Source organism: Winogradskyella pacifica (genome assembly GCF_013403915.1).
Taxonomy (GTDB): domain Bacteria; phylum Bacteroidota; class Bacteroidia; order Flavobacteriales; family Flavobacteriaceae; genus Winogradskyella; species Winogradskyella pacifica.
This window is the reverse complement of the sequence record NZ_JABFDI010000002.1, coordinates 342,607-358,993: the sequence shown is the minus strand read 5'-3', so window position 1 is coordinate 358,993 and position 16,387 is coordinate 342,607. Positions and strand designations below refer to the sequence as shown.

The following is a 16,387-nucleotide window of genomic DNA, read 5'->3' as shown; positions in this document are numbered from 1 at the left end:
AGTCTAATAAAGCGGATGTTATATTAATTCAAATTCATTTCAATGACCTGAATCCCATTATACTCAATAAGATATTCTTCATCTAAATAAATAGGTAAATCTTCCCCATCAGGATTCCCCAAACCAACTCCTGCATACAAGACTTTAGCGTCTTTTTCGTAAGCATGTTTTTTGAAGGTTTCCATCCAAACCACATCATAATTATTAGGATTTTCAGGTAAAATAACAGCGCGTACTACCACAAAATAATACTGACTATTTTTATCGATACAGACAAATTGCGGATGGCGTTTTAACTTAGAATTGATTGCTACAAACTCGAAACCACGAGCTTCTAGGTCTTTACCAACATGGTTCATGGCAAGATTGTGTACTTCTTGAGGTGTAAGTGGTTTACTCATTATGCAAAGATACAAACTTGCTATTTAAAACGCACAAATTTAGAGCTTCCAAACGTATAATTTGAAACTGAAATCACAGCATCATCTTCTAAATGATACCATGGAGAAATCGTTGAATCTACAAGATTTTTAACCAGATGTACACTTTGCGCTGGAGTATTGCCTTGAGACAATAAAAATAACTTTTCCCCTTTAGTATTAATAATCTCATCTGTAATCATAACAATATGTCCGGGAGAACCTCCTTTAATAAGCATATCACCGATTTTTAAATCTTTAGCGGCAACGGATTCTAACTCGTTGTAAAGTGATAAAGTCCCAGAATACATGTAAATTAAATTCAAATATTTATAGAAGTTTTCTTTTGAAGTATTGGCACTTGCCGTTTTATGAAACCTTACTTTATTACCGTTAATTTTAGGCCTATACCCTTCTGCATATTTAGTCCAAGAACAATAATGCCCTGAGGTAAATTTGAAACCAATTTCATCCTTTCTGTTATTGTCCCAAAGGTATTCGCTTCTAATTCTAATTAATGCATCTGCACATTGTTGTAATCCGTTTTTAGGCACAGGAACTTCTAAAATTCCGATATGACCTCCTTGCCAAAAATAATTGGTATCATCGTAATTGATAATTTTACTTCCGAAGGGTTTTAGTTTGTAGTTTCTGAGATAATCTTGAAAACTTCCTTTTTTATAAGTTACACGTTTATAGCTTTCGGGTAAATTCACTCGCGAAGCAATCGTTAAACTATCCTTATTAACAAGGCTAGGAGTTTCGATACTCGATGTAACTATAGTAACCGCTTTTTTTACAGGTTGAAACTGAAAGGCTAAAACAGCAAGCGATGCCAATATAAAAAGGATGAGTATAACTTTCTTCATACTTAAACTAACGCAAAAGTTATGATTTTTCGTATGTTGACCTTTGAATTACAACTCGTTATTGTACGACTTTTTGATTAATTCAGCTTTACTATTAATCGCTAAAGCCTTGTAGATGTTTTTAATATGTGTACGAACTTGTATCTATGGAAACAAACAAATCATTGGCAATCCTTTGACGACTTAAATACTGAGACATTCGACCTTACATGCAATTATAAAGAGTTACTGAATAATAAAAATTTCGAATTATTAAACCCAATTGGTGTTGCATTAATTGACTATTACAATCAAATCTCTTTATTTGAAAGAGACTTAAAATTGTATTATTTTTATTTGTCTTGGACGCAAAAATCGACTAAAAACCTGATTGCTGATTTAGAAAAAGAATACGGAATCTTTTAGTACGAAATTAGACTTTACACCAGATGTCATTGATTTTAGAAAAATCATAGAAATGAAGCCATAAATAGAACTCATTGAGACCTAATAAAAATAGACCAACATATAAAAATAAAATATCAGAATTATGAAAACATAATTACTGGTATTTACCGTATTCGGATCAAGAACCGCAAATTAGACTTCTCTAAATCACAAACTAGTAATGGATAACATTCCTGAAATGATTATCTTGCTTGCAAATGAATTGAATGAAACAGAAACTTGCTTTTAAACTCGTTTTCCTTATTGCAATAGGGTTTTCAAGTTGCAAAAATAAAAACGCATTACCAGATCCTTTAGAGGCAGGTTGGAAAGGTAATGCTGTATGCGAAGTTTTAGAAGATAATAAAGAACTTAGAGTTCTTAAATGCACTTTTGAGCCAGGTGTAGGCCATGAGAAACACTATCACAATCCACATGTTGGTTACACTTTAGTTGGAGGTGAATTTAGAATTACTGATCATACAGGGACGCGAGAAGTCAATGTACCAACAGGTTATACCTTTAGCAAAGACTCAATAACATCGCACGAAGTTTTAAATATTGGAGAAACCACGTCTGTTTATTTGATTATGGAATACAAATAATATAAGTTATTTCCTACAAAAAAATCACCTTTATCGTTTTATTTAGTCATTTAGTACTGGTTTATTCCGAATTAAAATTTATATTTGCCTTTTAACCCCCTATAACTCATCTATTTTGTCTATCCCTAATACACAAAACAAGAGTAGTATTGATTTGTTAGATTTTATCCAAGAACGTGCCACCATTGGTACTTGGGAATATAATCCTATATCTACTATTCTAAACTGGAGCATTCAAACAAAAAAAATACACGAAGTTCCTCTAGATTATATTCCTAACGTTGAAATTGGTCTCTCTTTTTATAAAGAAGGCTACAGTCGAGATACAATCACTAGATTATTTACCAATTGTATTGAAAACCACAAAGATTTTGATATTGAAGTTCAAATTATCACCCATACAGGAAAAGATAAATGGATAAGAGCAATAGGCATAGCTGTCGTTGAAAATGACAAATGCGTTTTAGTTCAAGGTTTATTTCAAGATATAGATAAAACAACAAAGGATTCAAAAAAACTAGCCTTTAAAGAACTTCAACTTAGAAGAACATTTGAAACTGCTTTAGTTGGAATGGCCATAGTGGATTTAGAAGGTAATTGGCTTGAAGTTAATAAAAGTCTATGTGAAACTTTTGGTTATAGTAAAGAAGAAATAGAAAAGTTAACCTTCATGGATATTACACACCCTGATGATTTACGAAAAGACTACAAGGCCATGATGAGTATGATTAGTGGTAAAATTGATCATTATGAAACTGAAAAACGTTATATAAGTAAACAGCAGGAAACGATTTGGGCGCAGTTATCTACATCAATTGTGAGGGATGACAAAGGACAACCACTACATTTCGTTGCTCAAATAAATGATGTTACTGAAATAAAAAAAACGAGCAAAAAGATTTCACAATTATTGACTACAACCGAAGATCAGAATAAACGTTTATTAAATTTTGCTCATATTGTATCGCATAATCTCAGATCACATTACGGTAATTTAGATATGTTATTAGATATTGTAAAAATGGACTTACCAGAAACTACAGATAATGAGATTTTCCCTTTAATAAGTATGGCTGTAAATCATCTCGGTGAAACTGTAGAAAATCTAAACGAGGTCGCTGCAATTAACATTCAAAAAGATTTAAAAACAGAACCATTAAACCTACTAGAGAATTTTAATAGAGCATATTCTAGTATCTCTGCGCTCATAATAGATTCTAAAACTACAATTTCTATAAATATTGATCCTAATATTGTAGTGAAAGCAGTACCCGCCTATTTAGATAGTATTCTATTAAATTTTTTAACCAATGCCATTAAATATAAAAAGCCTACTGAGCCCGCAAAAATCGAAATAAACACAAGAATTAAAGATCGTTTTATCGTATTAGAAATTAGGGATTATGGTCAAGGTATTGATTTAATCAAATATGGAGAAAAACTATTTGGCATGTATAAAACATTCCATAAGCACGATGACTCTCGTGGTTTAGGTTTATTTATAACTAAAAATCAAGTGGAAGCCATTGGTGGAAAAATTGAAGTAGAAAGTGAAGTTAATGAAGGAACAACCTTTTATATATATTTAAAAACACATGAATAAAATTGACGTAGCATGTATCATCGACGATGACCCAATATTTGTTTTCGGCGCAAAAAGAATGATGGAATTATCAGATTTTTGTGACTCATTTATGGTATTCAAAAATGGACAAGAGGCCCTAAATAGTTTAAAACCAATAATGATTGCTGGTGAAAATGTTCCAGATATTATACTACTAGATATTAACATGCCTATAATGGATGGTTGGCAGTTCTTAGATGAGTTTGTTAAGATTGAATCTCATAAATTGCTTACTATATACATTGTAAGTTCTTCCATTGACCCAGTAGACATAAATCGCGCAAAACGCTATAAAACGATATCTAATTACATTATAAAGCCCATTTCTACAGATACGTTAAAAGAAATATTACAAATAGAGTTGGCCAAATAAAAATAACTACCATCTTTATATTAAAATCGAAGCTTGAAATTAGATATTAAATCCTTAGAAATTTAAGCAAAAAAAAACCAACTCTTCTGAGTTGGTTTTTTTTTATAAAGATTCTACTTTTAAAAGTAGAACGACAATTTTAAACATAGTGTCTTAAGACTAGCCTCCAAAGTCATCAAATCTAATGTGCTCATCCGGAATTCCGAAATCTTCACCCATTTTTTGAACGGCTTGGTTCATTAATGGTGGTCCACAGAAATATAGTTCTATATCTTCAGGTGCTTCATGATGACTTAAGTAATTATCTATTACACAATTGTGAATAAAGCCTACGAAACCATCACCTTCCTCATCATTAATATCTGTTTTAACTTTCCAGTTATCACTTTCCATTGGCTCTGATAATGCCAAATAGAATTTAAAGTTTGGAAAATCTTTTTCTAAAGCTCTAAAGTAATGGATGTAAAACAATTCCGCTTTAGAACGTCCACCATACCAATATGTTACTTTACGACCTGTTTTTATAGTTCTAAATAATTCATATAAATGCGAACGCATTGGAGCCATACCTGCACCACCACCAACATACAACATTTCTGATTCAGAATCATTGATAAAGAACTCACCGTAAGGTCCTGAAATTGTTACTTTATCTCCTACTTTTTGGTTAAAAATATAAGATGAAGCAATTCCTGGATTTACATCCATCCAGCCACCTTTGGCGCGATCAAAAGGAGGAGTAGCTACACGTACATTTAGCATAATTCGTCTTCCTTCTGCAGGATAAGAAGCCATAGAGTAAGCACGTTCCACAAGCTCTTCGTTTTTCATAACTAAAGGCCATAACCCAAACTTTTCCCAATCTGACTTAAACTTATCTGGTTCACCTGGATGATCTTCCGGATGCGCAGTAACGTCCATGTCAGCATATTTAACTTCTATTTCTGGAATTTCAATTTGAATATAACCTCCCGCTTTGTAACCCATATCTTCAGGAATTTCAACTACAAATTCCTTAATAAACGTTGCTACGTTATAGTTAGAAACAACCGTTGCTTCCCATTTTTTAATACCGAATACTTCTTCAGGAATCGTAATCTCCATATCCTGCTTTACCTTAACTTGGCAAGATAAACGCGCACCTTCTGCTAATTCCTTTCTAGAAAAGTGAGGTGTTTCTGTTGGAAGTGCTTCACCTCCACCATTTAAAACATGACATTCACACTGAATACATGTTCCACCACCACCACAAGCAGATGGTAAGAATATTTTTTGAGCTCCTAAAGTACTTAATAAGGTACTTCCTGAAGCTACTTCTATCTCTCTTTCACCATTGATAGTAATTTTTACTGGTCCCGAAGGAGACAGTTTTTGTTTCACTACAAGTAAAAGCGATACCAATAATAAAGTAACTACTAAAAACGCGACAACTGTAGCGATGACCGTTCCTATTGTGCTTGCTGCTAATACCATATTCTAAATTAGTTTTTATCTGAATCTTTTATTGTTTCAATCGCAAGACTAGACGCCTCGTCGTTTTTCTCATCAGCAATAGCTGTAACCATGCCTACCGTATTTTCTACAGTTTCTTCTGTTGCTTCTTCTTCACCTCCTGTAAGCATACCACCGAAGCTCATAAAACCAATTGCCATAAGTCCTGTAATAATGAATGTAATCCCTAAACCTCTTAAAGCAGGTGGTACATTACTATATCTAATTTTTTCTCTAATTGCAGCAATGGCTACAATCGCTAAAAACCATCCAATTCCAGATCCAATACCATAATTAAGTGCTAAACCTAAAGTTTCAATTTCACGAGATTGCATAAATAAAGACCCACCTAATATGGCACAGTTTACTGCAATTAATGGTAAGAATATACCTAGTGAATTATACAATGATGGAGAAAATTTCTCTACAATGATTTCAACTAATTGCACCATCGTTGCGATAGTTGCAATAAACATAATGAATGATAAGAACCCTAAATCGTAATCTGCATACTCTGGTCCTAACCATATTAAGGCACCTTCTTGTAATAGATACTGATCTAATAACCAGTTTAAAGGCACTGTAATTGCTAATACAAAAATTACGGCAGCTCCTAATCCTACTGCTGTAGATACTTTTTTAGACACTGCTAAGTAAGAACACATACCTAAGAAGTATGCAAAAACCATGTTGTCTACAAATATCGATTTAAAAAATAACTCTAAATGTTCCATATATTTTGTTTTTAGTTGTTAGTCTTTAGTTGTTGGATACTGCTATCAACAAACAACTAGTAACTATAAACTAATTTAGTCTTCTATTAATTCTTTATTTCTACTACGTTGTACCCAAATGATCAAACCAACTACAATTAAAGCCATTGGAGGCAAAACCATAAATCCGTTATTCTCATAGCCAATAGCGTATAATCCTGTTTTTTCCACAGAATCTCCAAGTACTTTAAATCCGAATAAAGTTCCCGAACCTAAAAGCTCTCTAAAGAAACCAACGATTATAAGGATTAGACCATACCCCGCTGCATTACCAATACCATCTAAAAATGATTGCCATGGTTTATTTGCTAGTGCAAAAGCTTCAAAACGTCCCATTATAATACAGTTGGTAATAATTAAACCAATAAATACTGAAAGCTCTTTACTTAAACTATAAGCAAACGCTTTTAATACTTGATCTACAATAATAACCAAAGTTGCAACAACTATTAATTGTACAATAATTCTAATTTTAGAAGGAATGATATTTCGCATTAAAGAGATAACTACGTTACCTACACTAAGTACGAAGACCACAGAAATTGCCATTACAATAGATGGTTTTAACTGTGCTGTAATCGCTAAAGCAGAACAGATACCTAAAACCTGAATGGTAATTGGGTTGTTATCCGCTAAAGGATCTAATATTAGTTTACTATCTTTTTTTGATAAAAGTCCCATACTTTTTTAGTTTAATGTCTTGAAATAAGGCACGTACATTTTTAAATCTTTCATAATCATTGCGGTTACACCATCACCTGTAATTGTTGCTCCTGCAATGGCATCTACTGCATTGTCGCTTTTCCTTTCATTCTTAGGATCTGCATTTCCTTTAGCTACATTTATTCCTTTAAAGACACCTGCATCATTCAATAAATGTTCTCCTGCAAAATCATCCATAAAGTAACGTTGTTTAATCTCTGCACCTAAACCTGGTGTTTCACCTGCATGGTCAAAAAACACACCTTGTATTGTCATTGATTTATCAACGGCTACAAACCCCCAAATAGCATCCCATAATCCTTTACCTCTAATAGGAATTACATAGATTGGGTTACCATCTTTTACTCCTTCAAACAAAGGTAATTTCCTTGTATAATTAGGATCTTTTGCCTTTGTTTCTTCTTTCTTAATATCTATTAAATATGCTTCAGAATTTTCAGTAGCCTTAGTACCTTCAATTACATATTGCTTAGTAATAGTGTTCGTAAATTCTTCTTCTACTTTATCTGTAGAAATGAATGCAACATCACTTGTACCTTCATTGGCATTAATGCCCATGGCATACAATATATTCTGTTGTTTTTCAAAACGTTTATTAGCATCCACTAAAGGTTTTAAGCCTGAAGCAAGTCCTGCAAGTATAGAACCCACTACCAACACCATAACAATGGCAAAAATAATGGTATAACTATTTTTTTCTGTATCGATTGCCATAATTTAAGCTGTTTTTAATTTTGCTCTTTTTAATCTTCTTTTCACATTGCCTTGCACTACATAATGATCTATGGTTGGTGCAAATACATTCATTAACAATATTGCTAACATCACTCCTTCTGGATACGCTGGGTTAAATACACGAATCATAATAGATATAAAACCTATTAGGAAACCGTATATCCATTTTCCTTTATTAGTTTGAGATGCGGTAACAGGATCTGTTGCCATATACACAATACCAAATGCCATACCACCAATTAATAAATGATGCCAGAACTCAGTACTCATTAAGCCGTAAAATTTACTTGTATCTGTGATCCATCCTGCTGCTACGACTAGGTTAAAGATATAACCCATTACTAAAGCACCAATAACAGAACTTAGCATTATTCTCCAGCTTCCAATTTTTGTAAAAATCAGAAATAAACCACCTAACAAGATTAACAATGTAGATGTTTCACCTATTGAGCCAGGAATAAAACCGAAAAACATATCCATTACGGAATAGTCAACTCCATGCGATTGGGCTAAACTACCTAAAATAGTTTCTCCTGAGATCGCATCGGCCGTTGAGCCATTTGCTATTTCTCTAGTTCTTTCTACAGCTCCTTCTACCCAAACTTTATCACCACTCATCCAAGTAGGATAAGCGAAGAACAAGAATGCTCTAATGGTTAATGCAGGATTTAAAATATTCATTCCTGTACCTCCAAATACTTCTTTACCAATAACAACACCGAAAACAACTGCAACAACTAACATCCATAATGGAATATCGATTGGTACAATTAATGGCACTAACATCCCTGTTACTAAGTATCCTTCTTCAACTTCGTGCCCTTTAATAACGGCGAAAAGAAATTCAACACCTAAACCAACACCATAAGAAACAAGTAGTATCGGTAATATTTTCCAGAAACCTAGAGAAAAATTCTGTAATGTCCAGAATTCACTGCTAAAGAAACCACTTGTTACCGCTTCTATTTCTCCTGCTGCTACATAATGCTGATAACCTGCATTGAACATACCAAAGATTAAGCACGGAATTAAAGCCATAATTACCGTGTTCATAGTACGTTTTAAATCGTCTGCCGCCTTGATATGTGTACCACCATGGGCAGTATCATTAGGCGTATAAAGAAATGTATGTAAGGCATTGAAAGCCGGAGCCATCTTAGTTCCTTTATATTTTTCTCTTAAACTATGTAAGTTTTGTTTTAAACCCATTATCTATTTTTTAACCGATTTCTTCTAACATTAAATCCAAGCCTGCTCTAATAATTTGCTGATGTGGCTGCTTAGACACACACACAAATTCTGTTAAAGCAAAATCTTCTGGTGCAACTTCGTACATACCTAAAGCTTCCATTTCATCTAAATCTTTATACAAGCATGCTTTTAAGATTTGCATTGGATATATATCTAATGGAAAAACTTGTTCGTAATTACCTGTAAGAACAAAATTTCTATGTTCACCATTCATATTGGTATTTAGATCGTATTTTTTATTTGGTGTTAACCAAGAAAAAGTTAAAGCTCTAGTATTAGATACTTTATCAAAAACGGGTTTATTCCATCCAAATAATTCGTAGTCATTACCTTCAGGGATTACAGAAATTATATTGCTATAATAATCTAAATAACCATCTGGCTGAACACGTTTTCCAGACAATACATTTCCTGAAATAAAACGATCATTACCATCTCTTTCAACTCCGTTATCATAAATCATTGTTGAGATTTCCGAACCTAATTTTGTTCTAAAATAACGTGGTTTTTTAACTGAAGATCCAGCTAAAGCAATAATACGTTCAGCGTTAAACTTACCTGTCAATAACAATTCACCAATAATTACTAAATCTTGTGCATTAACGGTCCAAACTGTTTCCCCTTTATTAACAGGACTAACCTTATTAATTAAAGTACCGACATTACCTGATGGATGTGGGCCAGAAACGTTATGCGTTATTGCATTTTGCAAATTAGCTAAAGGTGACTTAGAACTGCCTATTGAAATATGAACTCCGCCTTCTGTTAATTTAGACAACGCAGTAACTGCCGCTTGCAATTCAGCTTCTTTACCAGCTAAGGTAAAGTCTAAATTAGCTGCTAGAGGCGCACTTGCGTAACCCGAAATAAAGATAGCTTTTGGCGTACTGTCTGCTTTTGCTACAACATCGTAAGGACGTTGCTTAATAAAAGCCCAACAACCTGAAGCTAACAAATGAGCTTTAGTTTTTTCTGCATCTGAAGCCAAATCAAACTTACCATGATCTACATAAGTTTGTTCTTTATCTGCTGTTATTTTAATAGCGTCTATACGACGTCTTGGTCCACGTTGCACTTCCGTTATTTCACCAGAAACTGGAGAAACAAATTTCATTGTTTCGTTATCCTTGTTATAAAATAAAGTCTCACCTGCTTTTACACGTGCCCCCTCTTTTGCTACAAGTTTTGGAATAATACTGTGGAAATCTTCGGGTTTTATAGAGTAGAAATTGCTAATAATAGCATTCTCTGTCGTTTGCTCGGCTTCGCCGACCAACCTTATATCTAAACCCTTTTTAATTTTGATGTCTTTTGACATATACTTAAAGATTAGTTACCTAAAAATCGGTGCAAATTTACGAATTAATGCTTAAAAAAGACCCAAAATAAAGCTTCTTTTTTATTTGTAATGATTATAAATAAGAGATTTGTGTTAAGGCACAGATTTTGATTATATTTATACGCTTAGATTTCAAAATAAAATGAAAAAAAACCTTTTTAGCCTTTCAGTACTATTACTATTTCCTATAATTCTGCTCTCTCAAGTTGTTGAAGAACTTAATCCGCCAGATTTTATAAAAACAGTAACCTTTAAGAGTAACACCACACAAGGACAACTCCCTATTTTAAAGCTTGGTGAATCTCTTATGTTAGAGTTTGATGCCTTAACAGGTGATGAAGAAGACTTTTATTACGTTATTGAACATTTTAATTTTGACTGGACTCCATCTAATCTCGTGAAGTCAGAATATCTGAGTGGACTAGACAATCAACGTATTTTAGATTACGAGAATTCTTTTAATACGTACCAAATTTATTCGCACTACAATTTAGTCATTCCAAATACGCAGACACGAGGATTATTGAAAAGCGGAAACTATATGATTTCTATTTACGATGATTATGATGAACTGATGTTTAGTAGAAAATTTATGGTTTACGAAAGTCTAGCTAGTGTTGGTGTCAATGTAAAGCGCTCTAGGGACGTCAAAGTTATTGCAGAAAAACAATCTGTAGATCTTGTCATCACTACTAATGGCATGAACCTGAATAACCCATTAGAAACCATTAAAACACTTATTATTCAAAACAACAATCTCAATACGGCAATTTCAGATCTAAAACCACAATACACACTGGGCAACGAACTTATTTATCGTTACGATACTGAATCTGCATTTTGGGGTGGAAATGAATATTTATTTTTTGAAAACAAAGATGTTAGAGCTGCGAACGTTGGTGTTCAATTTATTGAATTAAGAGATCTTTATCACAACTATCTATACACTAATATTAATCGTAAAAACAGACCCTACACTTATAACCCAGATATTAACGGAAACTTTTTAGTCACTATTATAGATAGAGATAACCCTGATATTGAGGCCGATTATGTGATGGTTCACTTTTCATTACTACAAGAAGAATTGAAGTCTAAAGACATTTATGTTTATGGTAACTTTAACTATTACATGCTTGAACCCTTAACTCAAATGTTTTTTAATCCTGAAAGCAAGCGTTATGAAACCACACTTTTATTAAAACAAGGCTTTTACAATTACAAATATGTGACCGTAGACAAAAAAACAGGAGTGTTAGACGAGGGAGCTATCAGTGGTAATTTTTGGGAAACCGAAAACAATTATAAAGTTTTGGTGTATTACAAAGATCTTGGTTCGCGTTACGATAGACTAATTGGTTTTGGGGAAGCGACTTCTGTAAACATTTCTAATTAAAACTTTTATAAGCTATCCATTATTAAAATAAAAATAACAGCAAGAACTATTAACATATTCACATCACCTACCACATTTATAACCAATTTGTTAAAAATGGCATCCTCTCAACCGATTTATAACGCTTCATTAAAAAATTATGCTATTTTAGCATAGAACAACATCCCAATCATGGTACAACAAGTAACTAGCGGCATAAAAATCACTGTAGAAACCAATTTTGAAGGTACATTTTATAAAAACTATAAAGTACACTTCGCCTTTGGCTATAAAGTTACTATTGAAAACCAAAGTAAGGATTCTGTTCAGTTAAATTCTAGACACTGGAAAATACTCGATGCCTTAAATAATGAAGAAATTATTGAAGGTGAAGGTGTTATCGGCAAAAAACCTGTATTAAAACCAGGGGAATCACACACTTACAATTCAGGCTGTTTATTAACCTCTCCTTTTGGCGCTATGAGCGGTCATTACAATATGATCAACTTATCGAAAACCAACAATTTTAAAGTCTATATTCCTTCTTTCAAATTAAGCGCTCCTTTTGCACTTAATTAATTCTTAGAATCTCACTTTTTTAATAGACAATATCTCCTTTTAAAAATCAATAGTCATAATATTGAGTTTATCTTGTGAACCTACAGGATTGCTGCTGCAATAACCACAATCCTAACAAATTACCCTCATAAGTTATTTCGAATACCAACGTCAACAGGTAACACATTAGCTTGAAGATTCGATAGAAATAATCTCCACATTTCTGACCCTAGATTACAACGACTAAATTTCCAATCTTCACACAACTATAACGTTTGAAAGAAATAATATCTTATAAAAATCGTACATTTGCACTTTCAAAATTCAAACTAAAAAACAAATATATTATGGGAAAAGGATTCTTTAATGTACCAGTAGCAGTTAACGAACCTGTTATGTCTTACGCACCTGGTTCTGCAGAACGTAAAGCAGTCTTAGAGACTTATAAATCAATGTTTAATTCTAAAGTTGAAGTTCCTTTATACATAAACGGAAAAGACGTAAAAACTGGAAATACCAGAACTATGTCTCCTCCACACGATCACCAACACGTTGTAGGTGAATACCATTTAGCAGAAAAAACACATATTGAAGACGCTATTTCTACAGCACTAGAAGCACGTAAATCTTGGTCACAAATGCCATGGGAACAACGCGCAGGTATTTTCTTAAAAGCTGCAGAATTAATCGCTGGTCCATATAGAGCTAAGATTAATGCTGCAACAATGATTGCACAATCTAAAAACATTTATCAAGCTGAAATTGATGCCGCTTGTGAACTTATAGATTTCTTACGCTTTAATGTTCAGTTTATGTCAGACATATACATGGAGCAACCAGAAAGCACAAGTGCAGCATGGAACAGAGTAGAATACAGACCTCTTGAAGGTTTTACGTACGCTGTAACTCCTTTTAACTTTACAGCAATTGCAGGTAATTTACCAGCATGTATGGCTTTAATGGGTAATGTGGTTGTTTGGAAACCAAGTGATAGCCAAGTCTATTCTGCAAAAGTAATTATGGATATTTTTAAAGAAGCTGGTGTACCAGATGGTGTTATCAATGTTGTCTTTGGAGATCCTGTAATGATTACAAATACAGTATTAGCAAGTCCTGATTTTTCTGGTTTACACTTCACAGGTTCTACACATGTGTTTAAAGAATTATGGAAGCAAATTGGAAACAATATCCATAACTACAAAACATACCCAAGAATAGTTGGAGAAACAGGTGGAAAAGATTTTATAGTAGCACACAAAACAGCAGATGCTAAACAAGTAGCAACCGCTATTGCACGTGGTGCTTTTGAATTTCAAGGTCAAAAATGTAGTGCAGCCTCTAGAGCTTATGTGCCTAAAGGAATTTGGGCAGATGTAAAGAAGTATTTAATTGAAGACTTAGAATCTTTCAAAATGGGCTCTCCAGAAGACATGAGTAACTTTATTACGGCAGTCATCCATGAAGGTTCTTTTGATAAATTAGCTAAATATATTGATGCAGCTAAAGCAGATAGCGATGCAGAAATCATTGCTGGTGGTAACTACGATAAATCTAAAGGTTACTTTATTGAGCCTACAGTCATTGTAACTACAGACCCAAAATACACTACAATGTCTACAGAATTATTTGGCCCTGTAATTACAATATATGTGTATGAAGATGAAGCTTACTCTGAGACTTTAAAATTAGTTGATGAAACAAGTGAATACGCATTAACTGGTGCTATTATTTCTAGAGACAGATATGCCGTTGAAGAAGCTACAAAAGCGCTTCAGAATGCCGCAGGAAACTTCTATATAAACGACAAACCAACTGGTGCTGTTGTTGGTCAACAACCATTTGGTGGAGCTAGAGCTTCAGGAACAAATGACAAGGCCGGAAGTCCTCAAAATTTATTACGTTGGGTATCTCCAAGATTAATTAAGGAAACATTTGTAACTCCGACAGATTATAGATATCCTTTTTTAGGATAATACCAACACTATATTAAAATTTAAATCCTTAGAAGTTATATACTTTTAAGGATTTTTTTTGCTTTTAATAGAAATCACATTTATAATCAGCAATTTACAAATCAAAGTTTGTATCTTTTCGAGATAACAATTCAAATTCTGTACTTATGAAAAAACATTACTTTATTCTTTTATTATTGTTACCTTTTCTAAGTGTTGCTCAAATTTCGATAACTTCTGGAATTACTCCTGATTTATCTGCTTATGGAGAAGCCACAAACTATCCTGGTGAAGGTGAATATCAAATATTTCTAAGTCCAGATAACATTTTAGACCAACCTATTTTTGTTGTTGATGGTTTTGATCCCGGAGATGCAAGAGATATCACAGGCCTATATAACTCATTAGACTTTGTAGGAACAGCCGGAAATCAAAATTTAGCAGACTTGGTACGTGATGAAGGGTTTGACGTTATCATCTTAAACTTTCCTACATATACAAGAACAGCTGATGGTGCAACTATAGATGGAGGGGCTGATTTTATGGAACGAAATGCCATGATATTAGTAGAGCTTCTCGAAACTATAAATGCAGATAAAGCTGGAAACAGCCCAGAACAAAATGTAATTATTGGCCCAAGCATGGGTGGAGTAATTGCGCGTTATGCTTTAAATTACATGGAAGCAAATTCAATAGATGCAGATACCAGACTTTACATCTCTTTTGATTCTCCTCATCATGGAGCAAATGTCCCAATTGGCCTACAACATCAATTAAACTTTTTAGCCAATAATAACACCAATGGGGTTGCAGAAGTACAACCTTTAATAAATGGACTATTAAAATCCGCAGCAGCAAGACAATTATTAACCGATCATTTAGAAGCTCATTTATCTGGAGCAGATTTAGTATCGTTTGATCCAGCACTTAAATTACCCGTAGCACATCCTTTCAGAGGTATATTTGATACTAATATTAATGCATTAACACCATCAGGATTTCCAGAGATGACAAGAAACGTCTCAATAATTAACGGAAGTGGCATTAACAATCCGTACTTCGCTATAGGGAATTCTGGACCAACGGTTACCAATAACTATCCCGTAATAAGCACCACACTAGATGTTCCTTTTTCTATTTTTACAGCTAACATTATAATTGATGTGAATTTTACTCCAGAGGCAGGAGAAACAAATACCGTTAGTAGTATTTCAATAGAATTATTTGGATCTGAAATTGAAGGTTCTGAAGCAGAAAGTGAATCTTTTAGTTATTCTGATGGTGTAGATGCTGCGCCAGGAGGTTTATTTGATTTATCCGGATTTACTGGTGAGTTAGGAGCCGACGGAGGAGTTGCAGGCGATTTTGTAAATGCCCTCGCTATCGATAAATTTAATTTTATCCCTTCAGTTAGTGCTTTAGCAGTAGCGTTTGCAAATGACGAAATAAATTGGAACCATACCATAGATTTAGAGGGTTCTAACCCAACAACGGACACGCCTTTCGCCAATACATTTACCCCAAACGATAATGAACCACATGTTCAACTTACCGAAGCCAATGTCGCTTTTGCTTTAGACGAAATATTAAATATACCATTACGCGTTTCTGATTCAGAATTATATTCCGTAAAACTAGAGAAAAATCCTATTAAAAATGAATTAGTACTTCTTTCTAATCTAAATAGTAAAGCCTCTATTTTAATCAGTGACTTAACAGGGAAAATTGTTTACAGTTCCTCTAAAGAATTAACAGGCAGAGATGTTATAACTATTAATTTAAACTCAGGTTTTTACATTTTAAATATCACTAGTGAAGTTAGTACGTTTACAACCCGATTTATAGTCAGCAAATAAGTTCATATTTCCACTAAA

16 protein-coding genes are annotated in these 16,387 nt (G+C 33.5%); 8 read left to right on the top strand and 8 right to left on the bottom strand.

All coding sequences use genetic code 11. The features are described from left to right. Window positions 1-23: 23 nt before the first annotated feature. Both HM984_RS03245 and HM984_RS03240 read right to left on the bottom strand, forming a co-directional pair. A complete protein-coding gene (locus tag HM984_RS03245; protein ID WP_179348100.1) occupies window positions 24-401 on the bottom strand; it encodes a DUF8840 domain-containing protein in 378 nt (125 codons plus the stop codon). Window positions 402-421: 20 nt separating this feature from the next. Further along, window positions 422-1,288, bottom strand: a complete 867-nt coding sequence (locus tag HM984_RS03240; protein ID WP_115807748.1) for a DUF4846 domain-containing protein — start codon at window positions 1,286-1,288, stop codon at window positions 422-424. A gap of 126 nt (window positions 1,289-1,414) precedes the next feature. On the opposite strand from HM984_RS03240, the gene HM984_RS03235 reads away from it, so the two are divergent. From HM984_RS03235 to HM984_RS03220, 4 genes are all read left to right on the top strand, one after another. Continuing rightward, on the top strand, window positions 1,415-1,693 hold the full coding sequence (locus tag HM984_RS03235) for a hypothetical protein (RefSeq protein ID WP_179348099.1): 279 nt from the start codon (window positions 1,415-1,417) through the stop codon (window positions 1,691-1,693). A 248-nt stretch (window positions 1,694-1,941) separates the two neighbouring features. Further along, the gene (locus HM984_RS03230) at window positions 1,942-2,319 is read left to right on the top strand and encodes a cupin domain-containing protein (RefSeq protein ID WP_179348098.1); all 378 of its coding nucleotides are present in this window, start codon (window positions 1,942-1,944) and stop codon (window positions 2,317-2,319) included. A gap of 115 nt (window positions 2,320-2,434) precedes the next feature. Beyond that, entirely contained in the window at window positions 2,435-3,922 is a 1,488-nt protein-coding gene (locus tag HM984_RS03225; protein WP_179348097.1) for a sensor histidine kinase, read from the top strand. Beyond that, window positions 3,915-4,316 carry a response regulator gene (locus HM984_RS03220; protein ID WP_179348096.1) on the top strand — a complete coding sequence of 134 codons (402 nt, stop codon included), beginning with the start codon at window positions 3,915-3,917 and terminating at the stop codon, window positions 4,314-4,316. Before HM984_RS03225 ends, HM984_RS03220 begins: the two co-directional genes overlap by 8 nt. A 159-nt stretch (window positions 4,317-4,475) precedes the next feature. Here HM984_RS03220 and nqrF read toward each other — a convergent pair whose 3' ends face one another. From nqrF to HM984_RS03190, 6 genes are all read right to left on the bottom strand, one after another. Beyond that, window positions 4,476-5,789: an NADH:ubiquinone reductase (Na(+)-transporting) subunit F gene (gene nqrF / locus HM984_RS03215; RefSeq protein ID WP_115807751.1), complete on the bottom strand. Its 1,314-nt coding sequence runs from the start codon at window positions 5,787-5,789 to the stop codon at window positions 4,476-4,478. Window positions 5,790-5,797: 8 nt separating this feature from the next. Further along, the gene (nqrE, locus tag HM984_RS03210; protein WP_179348095.1) at window positions 5,798-6,541 is read right to left on the bottom strand and encodes an NADH:ubiquinone reductase (Na(+)-transporting) subunit E; all 744 of its coding nucleotides are present in this window, start codon (window positions 6,539-6,541) and stop codon (window positions 5,798-5,800) included. Window positions 6,542-6,616: 75 nt separating this feature from the next. Further along, on the bottom strand, window positions 6,617-7,261 hold the full coding sequence (locus tag HM984_RS03205) for an NADH:ubiquinone reductase (Na(+)-transporting) subunit D (RefSeq protein ID WP_115807753.1): 645 nt from the start codon (window positions 7,259-7,261) through the stop codon (window positions 6,617-6,619). Between the two features lie 6 nt (window positions 7,262-7,267). Next, complete coding sequence (locus tag HM984_RS03200) at window positions 7,268-8,017, bottom strand: Na(+)-translocating NADH-quinone reductase subunit C (RefSeq protein WP_115807754.1); 750 nt, start codon at window positions 8,015-8,017, stop codon at window positions 7,268-7,270. A gap of 3 nt (window positions 8,018-8,020) precedes the next feature. Next, window positions 8,021-9,247 carry an NADH:ubiquinone reductase (Na(+)-transporting) subunit B gene (locus HM984_RS03195; RefSeq protein WP_115807755.1) on the bottom strand — a complete coding sequence of 409 codons (1,227 nt, stop codon included), beginning with the start codon at window positions 9,245-9,247 and terminating at the stop codon, window positions 8,021-8,023. A 10-nt stretch (window positions 9,248-9,257) separates the two neighbouring features. Next, a complete protein-coding gene (locus HM984_RS03190) occupies window positions 9,258-10,607 on the bottom strand; it encodes a Na(+)-translocating NADH-quinone reductase subunit A (protein ID WP_179348094.1) in 1,350 nt (449 codons plus the stop codon). Window positions 10,608-10,770: 163 nt separating this feature from the next. Between HM984_RS03190 and HM984_RS03185 the strand changes: the two genes are divergently transcribed. The 4 genes from HM984_RS03185 (at window position 10,771) to HM984_RS03170 (ending at window position 16,369) form a co-directional block, all read left to right on the top strand. After that, window positions 10,771-12,024, top strand: coding sequence for a type IX secretion system plug protein (locus HM984_RS03185; protein WP_115807757.1), 1,254 nt, complete (start codon window positions 10,771-10,773; stop codon window positions 12,022-12,024). A gap of 171 nt (window positions 12,025-12,195) precedes the next feature. Next, window positions 12,196-12,582 carry a Co2+/Mg2+ efflux facilitator ApaG/CorD gene (gene apaG / locus HM984_RS03180; protein WP_115807758.1) on the top strand — a complete coding sequence of 129 codons (387 nt, stop codon included), beginning with the start codon at window positions 12,196-12,198 and terminating at the stop codon, window positions 12,580-12,582. A gap of 326 nt (window positions 12,583-12,908) precedes the next feature. Continuing rightward, window positions 12,909-14,534, top strand: coding sequence for an L-glutamate gamma-semialdehyde dehydrogenase (gene pruA / locus HM984_RS03175; protein ID WP_179348093.1), 1,626 nt, complete (start codon window positions 12,909-12,911; stop codon window positions 14,532-14,534). Between the two features lie 146 nt (window positions 14,535-14,680). Continuing rightward, window positions 14,681-16,369, top strand: a complete 1,689-nt coding sequence (locus HM984_RS03170; RefSeq protein ID WP_179348092.1) for a T9SS type A sorting domain-containing protein — start codon at window positions 14,681-14,683, stop codon at window positions 16,367-16,369. Window positions 16,370-16,387 lie beyond the last annotated feature (18 nt).